15 protein-coding genes, 2 tRNA genes and 1 riboswitch are annotated in these 16,983 nt (G+C 66.1%); of the genes, 13 read left to right on the top strand and 4 right to left on the bottom strand.

Going from position 1 to position 16,983, the window contains the following annotated elements; translation table 11 throughout:
- Nucleotides 1-33 precede the first annotated feature (33 nt).
- The 3 genes from DFR40_RS03880 (at nt 34) to DFR40_RS03890 (ending at nt 2,629) form a co-directional block, all read left to right on the top strand.
- Nucleotides 34-495, top strand: a complete 462-nt coding sequence (locus tag DFR40_RS03880) for a PaaI family thioesterase (protein WP_121457160.1) — start codon at nt 34-36, stop codon at nt 493-495.
- A gap of 90 nt (nt 496-585) precedes the next feature.
- Nucleotides 586-1,545, top strand: coding sequence for a DUF533 domain-containing protein (locus DFR40_RS03885; RefSeq protein WP_121457161.1), 960 nt, complete (start codon nt 586-588; stop codon nt 1,543-1,545).
- 4 nt (nt 1,546-1,549) lie between these two features.
- Nucleotides 1,550-2,629 carry an MBL fold metallo-hydrolase gene (locus tag DFR40_RS03890; RefSeq protein WP_211329718.1) on the top strand — a complete coding sequence of 360 codons (1,080 nt, stop codon included), beginning with the start codon at nt 1,550-1,552 and terminating at the stop codon, nt 2,627-2,629.
- A 14-nt stretch (nt 2,630-2,643) separates the two neighbouring features.
- Here the strand turns inward: DFR40_RS03890 and DFR40_RS03895 are convergent, their stop codons facing one another.
- A complete protein-coding gene (locus DFR40_RS03895) occupies nt 2,644-4,521 on the bottom strand; it encodes a methyl-accepting chemotaxis protein (protein ID WP_121457162.1) in 1,878 nt (625 codons plus the stop codon).
- Between the two features lie 110 nt (nt 4,522-4,631).
- Nucleotides 4,632-4,781: riboswitch (FMN riboswitch) on the top strand.
- Nucleotides 4,782-4,863: 82 nt separating this feature from the next.
- On the opposite strand from DFR40_RS03895, the gene ribB reads away from it, so the two are divergent.
- The 4 genes from ribB (at nt 4,864) to DFR40_RS03915 (ending at nt 6,503) form a co-directional block, all read left to right on the top strand.
- Nucleotides 4,864-5,496 (top strand): 3,4-dihydroxy-2-butanone-4-phosphate synthase, encoded by a 633-nt coding sequence (gene ribB, locus DFR40_RS03900; RefSeq protein ID WP_121457163.1) that lies wholly within the window; start codon nt 4,864-4,866, stop codon nt 5,494-5,496.
- Nucleotides 5,497-5,615: 119 nt separating this feature from the next.
- Nucleotides 5,616-5,700: transfer RNA gene (locus DFR40_RS03905), tRNA-Leu, on the top strand.
- Nucleotides 5,701-5,744: 44 nt separating this feature from the next.
- Nucleotides 5,745-5,829 (top strand) — tRNA-Leu (locus tag DFR40_RS03910).
- A 41-nt stretch (nt 5,830-5,870) separates the two neighbouring features.
- Complete coding sequence (locus DFR40_RS03915; protein WP_121457164.1) at nt 5,871-6,503, top strand: LysE family transporter; 633 nt, start codon at nt 5,871-5,873, stop codon at nt 6,501-6,503.
- 12 nt (nt 6,504-6,515) lie between these two features.
- On the opposite strand, the gene DFR40_RS17120 is transcribed toward DFR40_RS03915, so the two are convergent.
- Complete coding sequence (locus DFR40_RS17120) at nt 6,516-6,692, bottom strand: type 2 periplasmic-binding domain-containing protein (protein ID WP_170160151.1); 177 nt, start codon at nt 6,690-6,692, stop codon at nt 6,516-6,518.
- Between the two features lie 274 nt (nt 6,693-6,966).
- Between DFR40_RS17120 and DFR40_RS03920 the strand changes: the two genes are divergently transcribed.
- On the top strand, nt 6,967-7,239 hold the full coding sequence (locus tag DFR40_RS03920) for a hypothetical protein (protein WP_121457165.1): 273 nt from the start codon (nt 6,967-6,969) through the stop codon (nt 7,237-7,239).
- A gap of 97 nt (nt 7,240-7,336) precedes the next feature.
- On the opposite strand, the gene ppsA is transcribed toward DFR40_RS03920, so the two are convergent.
- A complete protein-coding gene (gene ppsA / locus DFR40_RS03925) occupies nt 7,337-9,712 on the bottom strand; it encodes a phosphoenolpyruvate synthase (protein WP_121457166.1) in 2,376 nt (791 codons plus the stop codon).
- Between the two features lie 43 nt (nt 9,713-9,755).
- The gene (locus DFR40_RS03930) at nt 9,756-10,523 is read right to left on the bottom strand and encodes an FCD domain-containing protein (RefSeq protein ID WP_121457167.1); all 768 of its coding nucleotides are present in this window, start codon (nt 10,521-10,523) and stop codon (nt 9,756-9,758) included.
- Between the two features lie 173 nt (nt 10,524-10,696).
- Between DFR40_RS03930 and DFR40_RS03935 the strand changes: the two genes are divergently transcribed.
- The 5 genes from DFR40_RS03935 to DFR40_RS03955 all read left to right on the top strand — a co-directional run bounded on the left by DFR40_RS03935 (nt 10,697) and on the right by DFR40_RS03955 (nt 16,866).
- Nucleotides 10,697-11,482: a (Fe-S)-binding protein gene (locus tag DFR40_RS03935; protein ID WP_121457168.1), complete on the top strand. Its 786-nt coding sequence runs from the start codon at nt 10,697-10,699 to the stop codon at nt 11,480-11,482.
- Complete coding sequence (locus DFR40_RS03940; RefSeq protein WP_121457169.1) at nt 11,479-12,147, top strand: LutC/YkgG family protein; 669 nt, start codon at nt 11,479-11,481, stop codon at nt 12,145-12,147. Before DFR40_RS03935 ends, DFR40_RS03940 begins: the two co-directional genes overlap by 4 nt.
- Nucleotides 12,144-13,580, top strand: coding sequence for a LutB/LldF family L-lactate oxidation iron-sulfur protein (locus tag DFR40_RS03945; RefSeq protein ID WP_121457170.1), 1,437 nt, complete (start codon nt 12,144-12,146; stop codon nt 13,578-13,580). Before DFR40_RS03940 ends, DFR40_RS03945 begins: the two co-directional genes overlap by 4 nt.
- The gene (locus tag DFR40_RS03950) at nt 13,577-16,345 is read left to right on the top strand and encodes an FAD-binding and (Fe-S)-binding domain-containing protein (RefSeq protein ID WP_121457171.1); all 2,769 of its coding nucleotides are present in this window, start codon (nt 13,577-13,579) and stop codon (nt 16,343-16,345) included. Before DFR40_RS03945 ends, DFR40_RS03950 begins: the two co-directional genes overlap by 4 nt.
- Before the next feature lie 74 nt (nt 16,346-16,419).
- Entirely contained in the window at nt 16,420-16,866 is a 447-nt protein-coding gene (locus DFR40_RS03955) for a universal stress protein (RefSeq protein ID WP_121457172.1), read from the top strand.
- The last annotated feature ends 117 nt before the right edge of the window (nt 16,867-16,983 follow it).

Raw genomic sequence — 16,983 nt, forward strand, 5'->3', positions numbered from 1 at the left:
ATCGTCCGCTGATTTTCAACCGGAGAACCGCAGATGCCCGCCTTCCAGGATTACTACCCCGAAAACGTCGCCCATTGCTACGGCTGCGGCAAGCTCAACGCGCACGGCCACCAGATCAAGACCGACTGGGACGGCGACGAGACCGTCACCCGCTTCACCCCGCGCCCGGAACATACGGCGATCCCCGGCTTCGTCTATGGCGGCCTGCTCGCCTCGCTGATCGACTGCCACGGTACCGGCACCGCGGCGGCGGCGATGTATCGCCAGGAAAACCGGGCGATGGACAGCGAACCGCCGTTCCGCTTCGTCACCGCCTCGCTGCATGTCGATTACCTGAAGCCGACGCCGCTCGGCCCGGAACTCGAGATCCGCGGCAAGGTCAAGGAAATCCGCGGCCGCAAGGTGATCGTCGAAGCCACCGTCTATGCCGAAGGCGTCGCCACCGCGCGCGGCGAGATCGTCGCCGCCCAGATGCCCCCCAGCTTCACCGCCTGAACACCGGCAACAGATCGTTACAGACGGCTACTGTCAAAACCCCGGGGCCATCGGCAGAATGGCGCGATTGCCACCAACCGAGACATCGCCATGACCCCGGAAAACGCCATCCTGACGATCAGCCTGTTCGCCGCCTTCGCCGACGGCAGCAACGACGACCGCGAGCGCGAGCACATCCGCCGCTTCGCCGACTCGATCGGCGAGACCGCGCCCGAACTGCCGAAGCTCTACCAGGACGTGCTGTTCAAGCGGGTGACGCTGGACGGCGCCGTGCAGGCGCTGGGCGAACTCGGCCAGCGCCAGTTCGCCTACGAGATGGCGGTCTGCGTCTGCGACGCCGATGGCGTCCAGAGCGCTGCCGAACAACGCTTCCTCGCCGACCTCAAGACCCGCCTCGGCCTCGACGGCGACGCCGAAGCCAGCGCCTTCGCCGCCCAGGCCGATACGCTGGCGGCCAGCGCCGCGGCAGCCATGCCGGCGGCGGCCGCGGCAGCCATGCCGGCGGCGGCCGCGGCGAATGTGACGGTCAACGCGGCTGAACTCGACAAAACCATCCTCAACTACGCGATCCTCAACGGTGCCCTCGAACTGCTGCCGCAATCCTGGGCCTCGGTGGCGATCATCCCGCTGCAGGTGAAGATGGTCTGGCGCATCGGCAAGGCTTACGGGGTCGATCTCGACCAGGGCCACATCAAGGAATTCCTCGCCACCGTCGGCGTCGGCCTGACCTCGCAGTACCTCGAACAGTTCGGCCGCAAGCTGCTCGGCGGCCTGCTCGGCAAGATGGCCGGCAAGACCGCGGGCAAGATCGGCCGCGCCGCCACCGGCATGGCCTTCTCGTTCGCCACCACCTATGCCCTCGGCCAGGTCGCCAAACGCTATTACGCCGGCGGCCGGCAGATGAGCACGCAACTCCTGCAGGACAGCTTCCAGGGCCTGCTCGGGCCGGCCAAGCAACTGCAAAGCCAGTATCTGCCGCAGATCGAGCAGCGGGCGCAGACGCTGGACGCCGGCCAGGTCATGAACCTGGTCCGCGGCGGCGGCCTGTAAGCCGGTGCGCGCCCGCCTCCCCGGCCTGCTGCTGGCTTGCGCGCTGGCCGGCTGCGGCACGGTCAATCCGTATTACGACGCCGGCAAGGCACATCACCGGCCGGATGGCTTCGTCAACAGCGATCCGGCCGCCCGGGTCGAGGGCGCGCCCTGGTACGAAGTGATCTACCGGCGCTGGCGCGGCGATTTCCGCCCCGCCGCCGAACCGGCCGGCGGCTACGCCGCCTTCGCCGAACGCTGGCGGGCAGTCCCCGACCGCGCCCGCCTCGACGATCCGGCGGGGCCGCCGCGGCTGACCTGGCTCGGCCACGCCAGCCTGCTGCTGCAGGCCGGCGGGCGCAACATCCTGATCGACCCCAACCTCTCGTCCTTCGCCGGCCCGTCGCCGTGGCTGGCCGCCGAACGCAAGGTGCCGCCGCCGCTCGAGGTCGCCGGGCTGCCGCGCATCGACCTGGTGCTGATCTCGCACAACCACTACGACCACCTCGACGAGCCGACGCTGCGGGCCCTGCTCGCGCGCGGCGACACGCCGGAGTTCATCGTTCCGCTCGGCGTCAAGGCCTGGTTCGACGCCGCCGGCATCGGCCGGGTGCGCGAACTCGACTGGTGGCAGCGGATCGATTTCGACGGCCTCAGCCTGCACCTGACGCCGGCCCAGCACTGGAGCAAACGCACCCTGTTCGACGCCAACGCGACGCTGTGGGGCGGTTTTTTCCTCGATTTCACGGTCGACCGTCAAAAAAGCACATTTTTGTACACCGGCGACACCGGCTACTCGTCGGACTTCCGCGAGATCCGTCGCCGGCTCGGCCCGGTCGACCTGCTGGCGGTACCGATCGGCGCCTACGAGCCGCGCGAGTTCATGCGCCGCCAGCACAACAACCCGGACGAAGCCGTGCGGATCATGGAAGACACAGGCGCCGCCCAGGCCATCGGCGTGCACTGGGGCAGCTTCGCGCTGTCGCAGGAAAGCCTCGACCAGCCGCCGCGCGACCTCGCCGCAGCCCTCGCCGGCCACGGTGTCGCCGCAGAACGTTTCTGGCTGCCGCGCCAGGGCGAGACGCGCGACCTGCCGCTACGCTGAAAGCGGCCGCCGCCTCAGACGCGGAAGCGATCCATCAGCACCTTCATGTCCTGGGCAAGCTGACGCAGCTGCTGCGTCTGGCTTTGCGTCTCGCGCACCGAAATATCGGCATTGCGGGCCATGTCGTGAATCCGCTCGACGTTGCTGGCGATCTCGCGGCTGCTGCCGGACTGCTGGGCGGTGCTGCTCGCGATCAATACCAGCGCCTGCTCGACGGCAGCGGCGTTGCGCTCGATCAGGTCGATCGAATGCGTCACCGCCTGCGACTTCTCGACCCCGCTATTGACCTGCTCGACCGCCATCTGCATGCTGCCGACGGCGCTCTTGGTCTCTTCCTGGATCAGCTGGATCATCTTGCTGATCTCGACGGTGGACACGCCGGTCCGTTCGGCCAGCTTGCGCACCTCGTCGGCCACCACCGCGAAACCGCGCCCCTGCTCGCCGGCCCGCGCCGCCTCGATGGCCGCATTGAGTGCCAGCAGGTTGGTCTGGTCGGCAATATCCTTGATCACCCCGACGATGTTGCTGATTTCCATCGAACGACCATCGAGCGCCTTGAGGACGGTTTCCAGCTGGCGCACGGTCGTCTCGATCAGGGCGATTTCGTTGGCCGCCTCGCGCACCTCCCGGGCCAGCTGACGCGAGGCACGCTCCGACTCGTGGGTCATGCCCTCGGCGTTGCGCGCCGACTCGGCGATGTCACCGATGCTCGAGGTCATGGCCTCGACCGCGGCCGAGGTCGCATCGGCGGCATTGGTCTGCGCCGCCGACGACTCGCTGATGCGCTCGGTCGCCTGGCTGACGGTTTCGATGCCGTCGAGCAGCCTCGACGAATCGGCCTTGATGTCGCTGACCATGTTGCGCAGCGATGCCAGGAAGCGGTTGAAGGCCTGCTTGGTTTCACCGACCTCGTCGCGGCTGTCCACCGCCAGCGATACCGTGAGGTCGCCGCCGCCACGCGAAATGTCGGCCATCGCATCGCGCAGGAGCGAAATCCCGCTCATCAGCCGAGCGATGCCGAACGAGGTGACGAAGAAGACGACGACCAGCGCCACCGCCATCACTGCCAGCATGCCGTAGAGCAAGCGATTGATCGGCGCCATTGCCTTGCTCTCGGGGACGACCACGCCCATCAGCCAGTCGGTGCGCCCGATCGGGAACAGGGTGGCGAGAACCTGCTCCCCATCGAAGGAGAGCGAGCGCAGTTTGCCATCCTGGCTCAGGTCGGCCAGTTTCAAGCCGGCGATCACGGTGTCGATCTTCTTCAGCCCCGAATCCTTCGCCGGATGGGCGATCACGACGCCGTCACGGGTGATCAGGAAAGCATAGCCGTCGCCCGGCAAGCGCGCCGCCAGGACCTCGTCCACCACCCGCTTGAGCTGGACATCGCCGCCGGCCACCGCCAGCACCTTGCCGTCGGCAGCGTAGAGCGCCTTGGCAAAGGTGATGATCGGCAGCTTGGTCGACGCATCGATATAGGGCGGCGAGGCGATCGCTTCCTTACTCGCCGATGCAGCGACATACCACGGGCGGACGCGCGGATCGTAACCGGCCGGCACCAGCGTTGCCCCCGAGAACTGGGTCATCCGCCCGCTGGCCTCGCCGACGTACATGTCGTCGAAGCTCCCGGCTTCCTTCGCCTGATCGAGCACCGGCTTCAGTTCGCCGGCCTGGAAACGGCCCAGCACGGAGGCGACGACCTGCTGCCGCGAAGCCACCCATTCGGCGATGAAACTGACTTTTGCGCCAGCGGCCTGGTCGACCTGGTTGATGATCGCCTCGGCCATTGCTTCCTTCATCTTCCAGTAAGCCAGCGTACAGAAAATCACCGAAATGATGACGATGACGCCAAGCACGAAGGCCGTCATCCTGCCCTTGATTGAAGAAAACATATTCACCCCCTTTTGCCATTTTTGTTAACTTAGCATAGCAAACCGTCTTTTTCATTACTGCAACCGCAGCCGGCCCGCGTTGCCTGGCCGACTGAATGCGCCTATCCTCCGCCTGTCTTCAGGGCGGGGTGGAACTCCCCACCGGCGGTAAGTGCGCGTGCGAACGCGGACGAGCCCGCGAGCGCCGCGACAGCCGCGGGTCAGCAGATTCGGTGCGATGCCGAAGCCGACGGTCACAGTCCGGATGAAAGAAGGCAGCCATGTCCCGCGACCATCCGCCAGGATCGCCGCGGGCTTTCTGCATCCCTGGAACGCCTCTCTTCAACCTTACAGGAGCGTTTCATGCAAACCACGCAACCCCTCTCCCCCCACGCCGGCGAACAGCTGGCCGCGGCCATCGCCGCGATCCGTGCCGGCCGGCCGGTGATCGTCCTCGACGACGACGACCGCGAGGACGAAGCCGACCTGATCATGGCCGCGCAACACGTCACCGCCGCCTGGATGACCCGCTTCATCCACGACTGCAGCGGCATCGTCTGCCTCTGCCTCGACAACGCCACTGCCGACCGGCTCGAACTGCCGCCGATGGTCGCTGCCAACGGCAGCCGCCACGGCACCCCGTTCACCGTCTCGATCGAGGCCCGTCACGGCGTCACCACCGGCGTTTCCGCCGCCGACCGCTGCGTCACCGTGCTCATGGCCGCCGCCGAGAACGCGCGTGCCGAGGACCTGGTCCGCCCCGGCCACATCTTTCCGCTGCGCGCCCACGACCGCCGCGTGCACGGCCGCCGCGGCCATACCGAAGGCGCGGTGCTGCTCGCCGAACTGGCCGGTCTGCGCCCGGCAGCCATCCTCTGCGAACTGATGAACCCGGATGGCACGATGATGCGCGGCCAGGCCGTACGCGACTACGCCGCCCGCCACGACCTGGTGATCACCTCGATTACCGCCCTCGCCGCCCACACTGCCGGCTAAGTTCCGGCCTGCGCCGCGGCAGCCGCCCGGCGCGGGCTTTTCGGCGATTTTGCGAAAGCCTGAAATTGGCCTTGCCAGGCTTCGATTCTTGCCTTAATATTCGCCCCCTTTCGACGCCTGCCCAGGTGGCGGAATTGGTAGACGCACTAGTTTCAGGTACTAGCGGGTAACACCGTGGGGGTTCGAGTCCCTTCCTGGGCACCAACGAAAGATCGGGCGCCATGCGCCCTGTCCGCAACCCGGACGAAGCTCTGGTGGTGAAATTGGTAGACACGCTATCTTGAGGGGGTAGTGTCGCAAGACGTGCGAGTTCGAGTCTCGCCCAGAGCACCAGGAAAAGCTATTCTCTGCCTTTTCCGACAAATCCCATCCCCATGTCACTGCAAACCTGGTTCGCCTTCTTCATCGCCTGCTGGGTGATCAGCCTGTCGCCCGGCGCCGGTGCCATCGCCTCGATGTCGTCCGGCCTCAGCTTCGGCTTCCGCCGCGGTTTCTGGAACGCGATCGGCCTGCAACTGGCGCTGCTGCTGCAGATCGCCATCGTCGCCGCCGGCGTCGGCGCGGTGCTGGCCACCTCGGAACTTGCCTTCGCGCTGATCAAGTGGTTCGGCGTCGGCTACCTGCTCTATCTCGGCTGGAAGCAATGGATCGCCCCGGCCGGCGAACTCTCGGCCGAGGCCGTCGACGCCCGCCGCGGCCGGCCGCTGGCGCTGGTGCTGCGCGGCTTCGTGGTCAATGCCAGCAACCCGAAGGCGATCGTCTTCATCCTCGCGGTGCTGCCGCAATTCCTCGATTCAAGCCAGCCGCTGCTGCCGCAATACCTGACCATGGCGGCGACGATGGTTGCCGTCGACCTGGTCGTCATGGCCGGCTACACCGGGCTTGCCGCCCGCGTCCTGCGCCTGCTCCGCGAACCCGGCCAGCAGCGCCTGCTCAACCGCGTCTTCGGCGGCCTTTTCGCCGCTGCCGCCGCCCTGCTCGCCAGCGTCAGGCAGGCCGCACACTGAACCGAGCTGGCGCTAGCGCGGCGTCGCGTACAGACGGGGCTGCAACACCTCGGCCAGCCAGTTCATGAACAGCCGCACGCGCTTGGCCAGGTGGCGCCGGTTGCCGTAGAGCAGCGTCACCGGCAGCGCCGGCGGCCGGTAGTCGGGCAGGATTTCGACCAACTCACCGCGCGCCAGCGGCGGCTGCATGCCATGCAGCGGCGCCTGGATGCTAATGCCCGGGAAGACTTCCGGGCATTTTTGCCGGATTTTTACGGTCGACCGCAAAATTCCCGAGTTTTTGCTGAAAGTCGATCGAACGACGGCCGGACACAAGGGTCTTCGTGAAACCAGGCGGGATGCCGGGAGCCCCCAAAACCGCTTGCGCGCCTCTCCGGAGGCAGCTAGCATAAATCCTGCAATATTCTTTATTTTTCAATAGCTTAAATTCAACTATCCGTTGAATTTCCGTAGGAGAAAGACCATGAAACGAATCCCGGAAATCACCGCTTCCGACCTCCGTCTGCACTCATCCATCGCCGCTATTGGCCCGGATGGTTACGGCGATATCGTTTGGGAAACAAGGCTCCTGGCACCACTGTGCTCACCGGAAAACGAAGGCAAGCCTGTGGCCAATCAGCTATGCGTCAGCATTCCGGACTTTTCGGAATCGGGTTTGCAGCAGCTTTACGCAAAGCTCCTTGAGATCGATCCGTCGCTCGCTCTCCACTGGTGCGGTACGCCCAGGCAAAACTGAATCCAAACCATGCAATAAAAAAAGCCGGGATCGCTCCCGGCCTTTTTCGTTTTTCCCGGAATCTGACGGTTGACCGTCAAATCCGGGCAATTTTCGTTCAGCCCTTCTTGTGCGTCGCCAGGCGCGTCCAGGTATCGACGACGGTGTCCGGGTTCAGCGAGATCGAGCTGATGCCCTGATCCATCAGCCACTCGGCGAGGTCCGGGTGATCCGACGGGCCCTGGCCGCAGATGCCGATGTACTTGCCGGCCTTGTTGGCGGCGGAGATGGCCATGGCCAGCAGCATCTTGACGGCCGGATCGCGTTCGTCGAACAGGTTGGCAACCAGGCCGGAGTCGCGGTCGAGGCCGAGGCTGAGCTGGGTCAGGTCGTTGGAGCCGATCGAGAAGCCGTCGAAGATCTTCAGGAAATCGTCGGCAAGCAGCGCGTTCGACGGGATTTCACACATCATGATCAGCTTCAGTTCATTCTCGCCCTGCTTCAGGCCGTGTTCGGCGAGCAGGTCGACGACCGCCTGGCCTTCGCCGACGGTACGCACGAACGGCACCATCAGCTGGACGTTGGTCAGGCCCATCTCTTCACGCACGCGCTTCATGGCGCGGCATTCCATCTCGAAGCAGTCACGGAAGCTTTGCGCGATGTAGCGCGAAGCGCCGCGGAAGCCGAGCATCGGGTTTTCTTCTTCCGGCTCGTAGAGCTCGCCGCCCAGGAGCTTGCGGTATTCGTTGGACTTGAAGTCGGAGAGGCGGACGATGACCGGGTTCGGGTAGAAAGCGGCGGCGATGGTGGACACGCCCTCGACCAGCTTCTCGACGAAGAAGTCCTTCGGCGAGGCATAGCCACGGGCGCGGCGCTTGATCTCGTCGCGCTTCGAAGCCGGCAGGCGCTCGACGTCGAGGATCGCCTTCGGGTGGATGCCGATGACGTTGTTGATGATGAACTCGACGCGGGCCAGACCGACGCCGGCGTTCGGCAGCTGGGCGAATTCGAAGGCCAGTTCCGGGTTGCCGACGTTCATCATGACCTTGACCGGGACGTCCGGCATGGCCGAGATGTCGCGGGTGGTGACTTCGAAGTCGAGCTTGCCGCGATAGACGTGGCCGGTATCGCCTTCCGTGCAGGAAACCGTCACGGTGTCGCCTTCGTTGAGCGTCTCGGTCGCGTCGCCACAGCCGACGATGGCCGGGATGCCCAGTTCGCGGGCGATGATCGCGGCGTGGCAGGTACGGCCGCCACGGTTGGTGACGATCGCGGAAGCGCGCTTCATCACCGGTTCCCAGTTCGGATCGGTCATGTCGGCGACGAGCACGTCACCCGGCTTGACCTGGTCCATCTCCTTCGGGTCCTTGACGATGCGAACCGGGCCGACACCGATCTTCTGGCCGATGGCGCGACCGGAAGCGAGCACCTTGGAGAAGGACTTCAGCTTGAATTTTTCCTGCTTGCCGGCGGCGGCCTGCGATTGCACGGTCTCCGGGCGGGCCTGGAGGATGTAGAGCTTGCCGTCGACGCCGTCCTTGCCCCACTCGATGTCCATCGGACGACCGTAGTGCTTTTCGATGATCTGGGCGTAGCGGGCCAGCTCCATGACTTCTTCGTCGTTGATCGAGAACTGGTGGCGCAGCGATTCTTCCACTTCTTCGGTGATCGTCGACTTGCCGGCGACCTTCTCGGCGGCGAAGGTCATCTTGATCATCTTCGAGCCGAGGTTGCGGCGGATCACGGCCTTCTTGTCCTTTTCCAGCATCGGCTTGTGCACGTAGAACTCGTCCGGATTGACGGCGCCCTGCACCACCGTTTCGCCCAGCCCGTAGGAAGAGGTCACGAAGACGGCGTCGCGGAAACCGGATTCGGTGTCGAGCGTGAACATCACACCAGCAGCGCCCTTGTCCGAACGGACCATGCGCTGGATGCCGGCCGACAGCGCGACGTCGGCGTGCACGAAGCCCTTGTGCACGCGGTAGGAGATGGCGCGGTCGTTGTACAGCGACGCGAAGACTTCCTTGATCGCGTGCATGATGTTTTCCAGGCCGACGATGTTCAGGAAGGTTTCCTGCTGACCGGCGAAGGAAGCATCCGGCAGGTCTTCGGCGGTGGCCGAGGAGCGCACGGCGAAGGACATGTCGGCGTTGGATTCGGCAACCAGGCGCTGGTACTGCTCGGTGATGGCGATGGTCAGGTCCATCGGGAACGGCGTGTCGAGGATCCACTGGCGGATTTCGGCGCCGGTCTTGACCAGGGCATTGACGTCATCGACATCGAGCGCATCGAGCGTGTCGTTGATCTTCTTGTCGAGGCCGGACTGGGCCAGGAACTCGCGGTAGGCATGCGCCGTCGTGGCGAAGCCACCCGGCACGCGGACGCCGGTGTCGGCGAGCTGCGAGATCATTTCGCCGAGCGACGAGTTCTTGCCGCCGACCTGGTCGACGTCGGTCATGCGCAGTTTTTCGAAGGGGATGACAAGGGCTTCCATCAGGGGGTCCTTTCGGTGGGGTCGAAATTGAAAAGCGGAAAAATCAGGGGGTCGAGAAATCGGTATTCAGCCGGCGTTCGGCGGTTTCGCGGCGGGCGACCGAGCGCAGCGTCTGCGCCAGCGTCTCGCGCACGAAGTCGATGTGCGTTTCGGCGGCAGCCCGCGCCGCCTGCGGCTTGCGTTCGGCGATCGCCGCGTGGATCGCCGCATGCTGGCTCATCAGCAGCTTGCCGGCGGCCGGCACGCTCTTCAGTTCGCCGAGGTTGAGGCGGATGTTGTCGTGCATCAGGCGCAGTAGCGCCGCCGACAGGTGGCCGATCAGGACATTGTGCGAGGCGTCGCCGATGGCCTGGTGGAAGGCGATGTCGGCGGCCGAGCGCTTTTCGGTGTCGTCGTTGCCGAACGAGGCCTGGAGTGCGGTGTAGGCCTGCTCGAGGCGCTGCAGGTCGGCGTCGGTGGCGCGCTCGGCGGCCCATTCGGCGGCCTGGCCTTCGAGCATGCGGCGGAATTCGAGCATGTCCTCGCGCAGATTCGGGTAGGAACCCATCATGTCCTGCCAGGGGTCGAAGAAACTCTTCTCCAGCGCCGCCGTGACAAAGGTGCCGCCGCCCTGGCGGCTTTGCAGCATGCCTTTCGAGGCCAGCTTCTGGATCGCCTCGCGCAGGCTCGGCCGCGACACGCCCAGCTCGATCGCCAGCTCGCGCTCGGCCGGCAAGCGGTCGCCGGGCTTCAGCGAGCCCTCGAGGATGCGGCGTTCGAGCGTCGAGGCGACGGCATCGGAAATTCGCGGAACCTGCACCTTGTTCGGCATTGGTAAGACCACCAAGATTGGTAAGACCGCGCCATTCTAACCAGCCGCTGGCCAAATCGCAAGCCTAGGGATTTCCCTTTGTCGATTGACCAAGTCACGGTTTTACCTTAAATTTCCAATACACAAATAACTGGTCTTACCATTTATCCAGACAAACGAATGATGGAGCGAGGATGACAAACCCGACCCCCCAGGCACGCCGGCCCGCCGACGTGTATTTTTTTGCCACCTGCGTCGTTGACCAGTTCTTCCCCGATGCCGGCATGGACGCGATCACCCTGCTCGAACGCCAGGGCATCCGCGTGCACTTTCCCGAAGACCAGACCTGTTGCGGTCAACCGGCCTACAGCAGCGGTTTCGAGGAAGAGGCCAGGCGCGTCGCCGCGCAGCAGCTGACGCTGTTTCCCAACGACTGGCCGGTGGTCGTCCCGTCCGGCTCCTGCGCCGGCATGATGAAGCACCACTACCCGACGCTGTTCGCCGCCGACCCGGCGCGCAAGGCGCTGGCGGAGAAGCTCTCGGCACGCGTGTACGAGCTGACCCAGTTCCTCGTCGAAGTACTCGATTTCAAGCCGCAGGACTGCGGCAGCCCATGCACCGTCGTCCTCCACACCTCGTGCTCGGCGCGCCGCGAGATGGGCGTGCACCTGACCGGGCACAAGCTGCTCGGCGAACTCGCTCAGGTCACCGTCGCCCGCCAGGAGCACGAAGCCGAATGCTGCGGCTTCGGCGGCACCTTCTCGATCAAGCAGCCGGAGATTTCCGGCGCCATGGTCGAGGACAAGGTCAAGGCGCTCAAGGCGACCGGCGCCGAGCGCGTGGTCAGCGCCGACTGCGGCTGCCTGATGAACATCCTCGGCCACGCCGCCTGGCGCGACAAGCAGGAAGGCCGGGCGCCGAGCCTGCCCGGCGAGCACATCGCCAGTTTCCTGCTGCGCCGCAGCGGAGGTGAACAATGAGCGCGCGTGACCGCATCCTCGGCAAATTGCGCCAGAACGCGCCGTCGACCGTCAGATCGCTGCCCGACGTCGCCGCCTGGTACGCCAGCCATCGCCCGAGCGAGACCGCCGACGCGCGGGTCGCCCGCTTCCGCCACTACATCGAACTCGCCCACGCCGAAGTCTATTCGGTCAGCCGCGGCGACTGGACGGCAACCCTGCACCAGGTGCTCAAGGCCCGCGGCATCGACCGCCTGCTGGTCGCCGAAGGCACGCCGCACGGCGAGCTGGCGCTCGACGAACTGCCGCCGCGCGGCGTCGAATGCAGCCTCTACGACATGGCCATCGAGGCCTGGAAGAGCGAACTGTTCAACGCCACGCCGGCCAGCCTGACCGCCGCCCGCGGCGCCATCGCCGAGACCGGCACGCTGATCCTGTGGCCGGACGAAAAGGAACCGCGGCTGATGTCGCTGGTGCCGCCGGTGCACATCGTGCTGCTCGACGCGACGAAAATCCACAACACCTTCCACGAGGCGATGACCAGCGAAGGCTGGGCCGACGGCCTGCCGACCAATGCGCTGCTGATCTCCGGTCCGTCGAAGACCGCCGACATCCAGCAGACGCTGGCCTACGGCGCGCACGGCCCGAAGGAACTGATCGTCCTGCTGCTGGAGGGCGAGGCATGAGCGAACATACCTTGCACTTCAAGCCGGCCGAGGGTTTCCGCGCCCGTTCCAAGGCCGTCGTCGACAGCCCCTTCCTGCGTCAGAGCTTCCGCGGCGCGATGGATTTCCTGATGAGCAAGCGCGCCGCCCAGTTCCCCGACCCCGAGGAACTGGAAAGCCTGCGCAGCCTGGGCGAAGCGATCCGCCAGTACAACCTGGCCAAGCTGCCCGACCTGCTTTTGCAGCTGGAAAGCCGGTTGACCGTCAACGGCATCAAGGTGCACTGGGCCGAGACGCCGGACGAGGCCAACGCGATCATCCTCGGCATCGTCGAGGGCCACGGCGCGACCCGGATGGTCAAGGGCAAGTCGATGGTCAGCGAGGAAATCGAGCTCAACCACGCCGCCGAAGCGGCCGGCATCGAGGCGCTGGAATCCGACATGGGCGAGTACATCGTCCAGCTGGCCAATGAAAAGCCGTCGCACATCATCATGCCGGCGATCCACAAGACCAAGGAGGAAATCGCCCGCCTGTTCCATGAGAAGGTGCCCGGCGTCGATTACACCGACAACGTCGATGCGCTGATCCAGATCGGCCGCAACGTGCTGCGCCGCAAGTTCCTCGAAGCCGAGATCGGCCTTTCCGGCGTCAATTTCGCCGTCGCCGAGACCGGCACGCTGTGCCTGGTCGAGAACGAGGGCAACGGCCGCATGTGCACCACGGCACCGGCCATCCACATCGCCATCACCGGCATCGAGAAGATCGTCGAGAAACTCGAACACGTACCGCCGCTGCTCTCCTTGCTGACCCGTTCGGCGACCGGCCAGAACATCTCGACCTACTTCAACATGATCTCCTCGCCGCGCAAACCCGGCGAAAAGGACGGTCCCGAGGAAGTGCACCTGGTGCTGCTCGACAACGGCCGCAGCCAGGCCTACGCCGACGAGCAGCTGCGCAAGACGCTGCAGTGCATCCGCTGCGGCGCCTGCATGAACCACTGCCCGGTGTATACGCGCATCGGTGGCCACGCCTACGGCACCACCTACCCCGGGCCGATCGGCAAGATCATCTCGCCGCACATGCTCGGCCTCGACGCCACCGCCGGCCTGACCACGGCATCGTCCCTGTGCGGTGCCTGCGGCGAGGTCTGCCCGGTCAAGATACCGATTCCCGAACTGCTCATCCGCCTGCGCAACGAGGCCTTCTCGGCGCCGCAGGCCAAGCCGGCGATGCGCGGCCAGGGCGCCGGCCACTCGCCGCTGATCTCGGCGATCTGGCGCGGCTGGGCGCTGGTTTACCGTTCGCCCGCGCTGTACCGCGCGGCCTCCTGGCTGGGCAGCCGTTTCGGCTGGCTGCTGCCGGCGCATCAGGGCGCGTGGACGAGCGTCCGCGAACCGCTGCGGCCGGCGCCGCAACGCCTGCGTGATCGTTTAAAGGAACGGAACAAAGCATGAGCCAGCTACTGACCGCCACCCTGCGTGAACAACTGCCGACCTCGCAGGTCATCACCGATGAATTGCGCCGTCTCGCCTACGGCACCGACGCCAGCTTCTACCGCCTGATTCCGCAGGTCATCGCGATCATCGAAAACGAAGCCCAGGCCCGCCACGTCATGGCCACCGCCCATCGCCTGCAGGTTCCACTGACCTTCCGTGCCGCCGGCACCAGCCTTTCCGGGCAGGCGATTTCGGACGGCATCCTGGCGCTGATCGGCGAAGGTTTCGCCACCTGCGAAATCGCGGCGGACGGCGGCAGCGTCCGTCTCGGCCCGGGCATCGTCGGCGGCGAGGTCAATCGCCGGCTGGCGCCGCTCGGGCGCAAGATCGGTCCCGACCCGGCCTCGATCGGTGCCGCCAAGATCGGCGGCATCGCCGCCAACAACGCTTCCGGGATGTGCTGCGGCACGGCCCAGAACAGCTACCGGACGTTGGCCGGCCTGCGCGTGATGCTTGCCGACGGCACCCTGCTCGACACCGAAGACCCGCTCAGCCGCGACGCCTTCGCCAAGTCGCATGCCGTCCTGCTCGGCGAACTCGAGCGCCTGGGCCAGTCGACGCGGGCCAACCCACGGCTGGCCGAACGCATCCGCCAGAAGTTCAAGATCAAGAACACCACCGGCTACAGCCTCAACGCGCTGGTCGACTTCGAAGACCCCTTCGACATCCTCGCGCACCTGATGATCGGCTCCGAAGGCACGCTCGGCTTCATTTCGCGGATCACCTACCAGACCGTCGTCGAGGACCCGTGCAAGGCCTCGGCGCTGGTCTTCTTCCCCGACATCCGCAGCGCCTGCGAAGCGGTCATCCGGCTCAAGACGCAGCCGGTCGCGGCGGTCGAACTGCTCGACCGGCCGGCGTTGCGCTCGGTCCAGGACAAACCCGGCCTGCCGGCGGTGATGCGCAGCCTGGGCGACGACGCGGCGGCACTGCTGATCGAGGTACGGGCCGGTGACGCGGCCGCGGTCGCCGACAGGATCGCCGCCGTGCACGGCGCACTGGCCGGCGTCGCCACGGTCGAGCCAATCCAGTTCTCGACCGACCCGGCGACCTGCGAAATGTACTGGAAGGTGCGCAAGGGCACGTTCCCGGCGGTCGGCGCAATGCGCAAGACGGGCACGACGGTGCTGATCGAGGACGTCGCCTTCCCGATCGCCGCGCTCGCCGACGCCACCCTCGACCTGCAGGCGCTGCTCAGGAAGCATGCCTACGACGAGGCGATCATTTTCGGCCACGCCCTCGAAGGCAACCTGCACTTCGTGATCACCCAGGATTTCGCGACGCCGAGCGAGATCGACCGCTACGCGCGCTTCATGGACGAACTGTGCGAGATGGTGGTCAGCCGCTACGACGGCTCGCTCAAGGCCGAGCACGGCACCGGCCGCAACATGGCGCCCTTCGTCGAACTTGAATGGGGGCGCGAGGCGACCGAACTGATGCACCGGATCAAGGCGCTGTTCGACCCGGCCGGCCTGCTCAACCCGGGCGTCATCCTCAACGCCGACCCGCAGGCCCACCTCGCCCACCTCAAGCCGATGCCGGCGGCCGAAGACATCATCGACCGCTGCATCGAATGCGGCTTCTGTGAACCGCTGTGCCCCTCGCACCGGCTGACGCTGAGCCCGCGCCAGCGCATCACCAGCGTCCGCGAACTGGCCCGCCGCGAGGCGGCCGGCGAAGCCGCCGGCAAGATCGCCGAGGACTACGCCTACATGGGCCTCGACACCTGCGCCGGCTGCGGCCTGTGCTCGACCGCCTGCCCGGTCGGCATCGACACCGGCGACCTCACCCGGCGCCTGCGCGGACGTCGTCTGAACGACGGCGCGCGCGCGGTCAACGCCTGGAGCGGGCGCAATTTCGGCGTCCTCGCCGGTGCTGCCCGCGCCGGCCTGGCGCTCGGCCACGCCGCCGCCGCGGTGGTCGGCCAGAAAACCCTGGCGAAGCTTTCCGGCGGCGCCTGGAAGTTGCCGATGCCGCGCCCCGGCCGCGCCCCGGCGGCGATCCGGGCGAGCGGCGACCCGGTCGTCTATTTCCCGACCTGCGGCGGCCGCATCTTCGGCCCGACCGGCGCCGGCGACGCCCAGCTCGGCGATGTCGTCAGCGAACTGCTGCGCCGTGCCGGTTACGCGCCGATCCTGCCCGAAGGTTTCGACAAGCTGTGCTGCGGCCAGATGCTGGCGAGCAAGGGCCTGGCGATCGAGGCCGACGCCATGTCGGCGCAGCTCGAGGCGGCGCTGCTGAAAGCCTCGGACAACGGCCGCTACCCGGTGATCATGGACGCCAGCACCTGTACCGCCCGCATGCAGAAGCACCTGGCCGGCCGCCTGCAACTCTTCGATTTCCACGAATTTGCCCACGACGCGCTGCTGCCACGGCTGATGATCGTCCGCCAGCACGAACCGGTCGCCCTGCACATCAACTGCAGCGTGCGCAAGAGCGGCAGCGATGCCAAGCTGCGCGCCCTGCTCAAGGCCTGCGCCGAAACCGTGATCGAGCCGGCCGCCGTGACCTGCTGCGGCTTCGCCGGCGACCGCGGCTTCGCCGTTCCCGAACTCAACCGGCACGCGCTGCGCCACCTCAAGCCGGCCCTGCCGGCCGCCTGCGGTTGTGGCGTGTCGACCAACCGGACCTGCGAAATCGGCCTCTCCGCCGAATCCGGCATCGACTACCGATCGATCGCATATTTGCTCGAAAAATGCAGTCGACCGCAAAACACCTGTTGAGGATTTCCCTAACTGCCGAAACCTCGGCGAATTGCTAACTTACGCGCCACTCAAGACTTTCCGGAGATTTTTCAATGTACAAGAACATCCTCGTCGCCATCGACGATAGCGACACCTCGCGCTGCGCCCTCAACGAAGCACTGCACATCGCCCGCAGCAGCAAGGCCAAGCTCTATATCTGCCACGTTGCCGACGAAACGCTGATGGCCATGCACGGCCGCACCTTCACCACCTCGCTGAACATCGACAACGCCCTCCAGGCAATCGCCAATGCCGGCCGCAAGCTGCTCGACGACGCCCTCGCCGAGGCCACCGACATCGATGCCGAAAGCGTGCTGCTCGAGGCACGCAACCGCCGCGTCTCGGAAACCATCGCCGACAAGGCCGGCGAACTCGGCGTCGACCTGATCATCATCGGCCGCCACGGCCGCCGCGGCCTGGCGACGCTGATCCTCGGCTCGGTCGCCGAGCAGCTGGCGCGCATCGCCAGCGCCTCGGTGCTGCTCGTCCGCCAGCACTGAAGCCAACGACGGATTCCCGCCGCCGCGGGAATCCTGCACAATCCGGGGGCCTCGCCGGCGCCAGCCGCCCGAGGCCCTTGACACGAACAGCCGCCGCCGGCGGCACCACCCCGACGA

Origin of the sequence: Azonexus fungiphilus, from assembly GCF_003634965.1 — a bacterium.
Taxonomy (GTDB): Bacteria; Pseudomonadota; Gammaproteobacteria; order Burkholderiales; family Rhodocyclaceae; genus Azonexus; species Azonexus fungiphilus.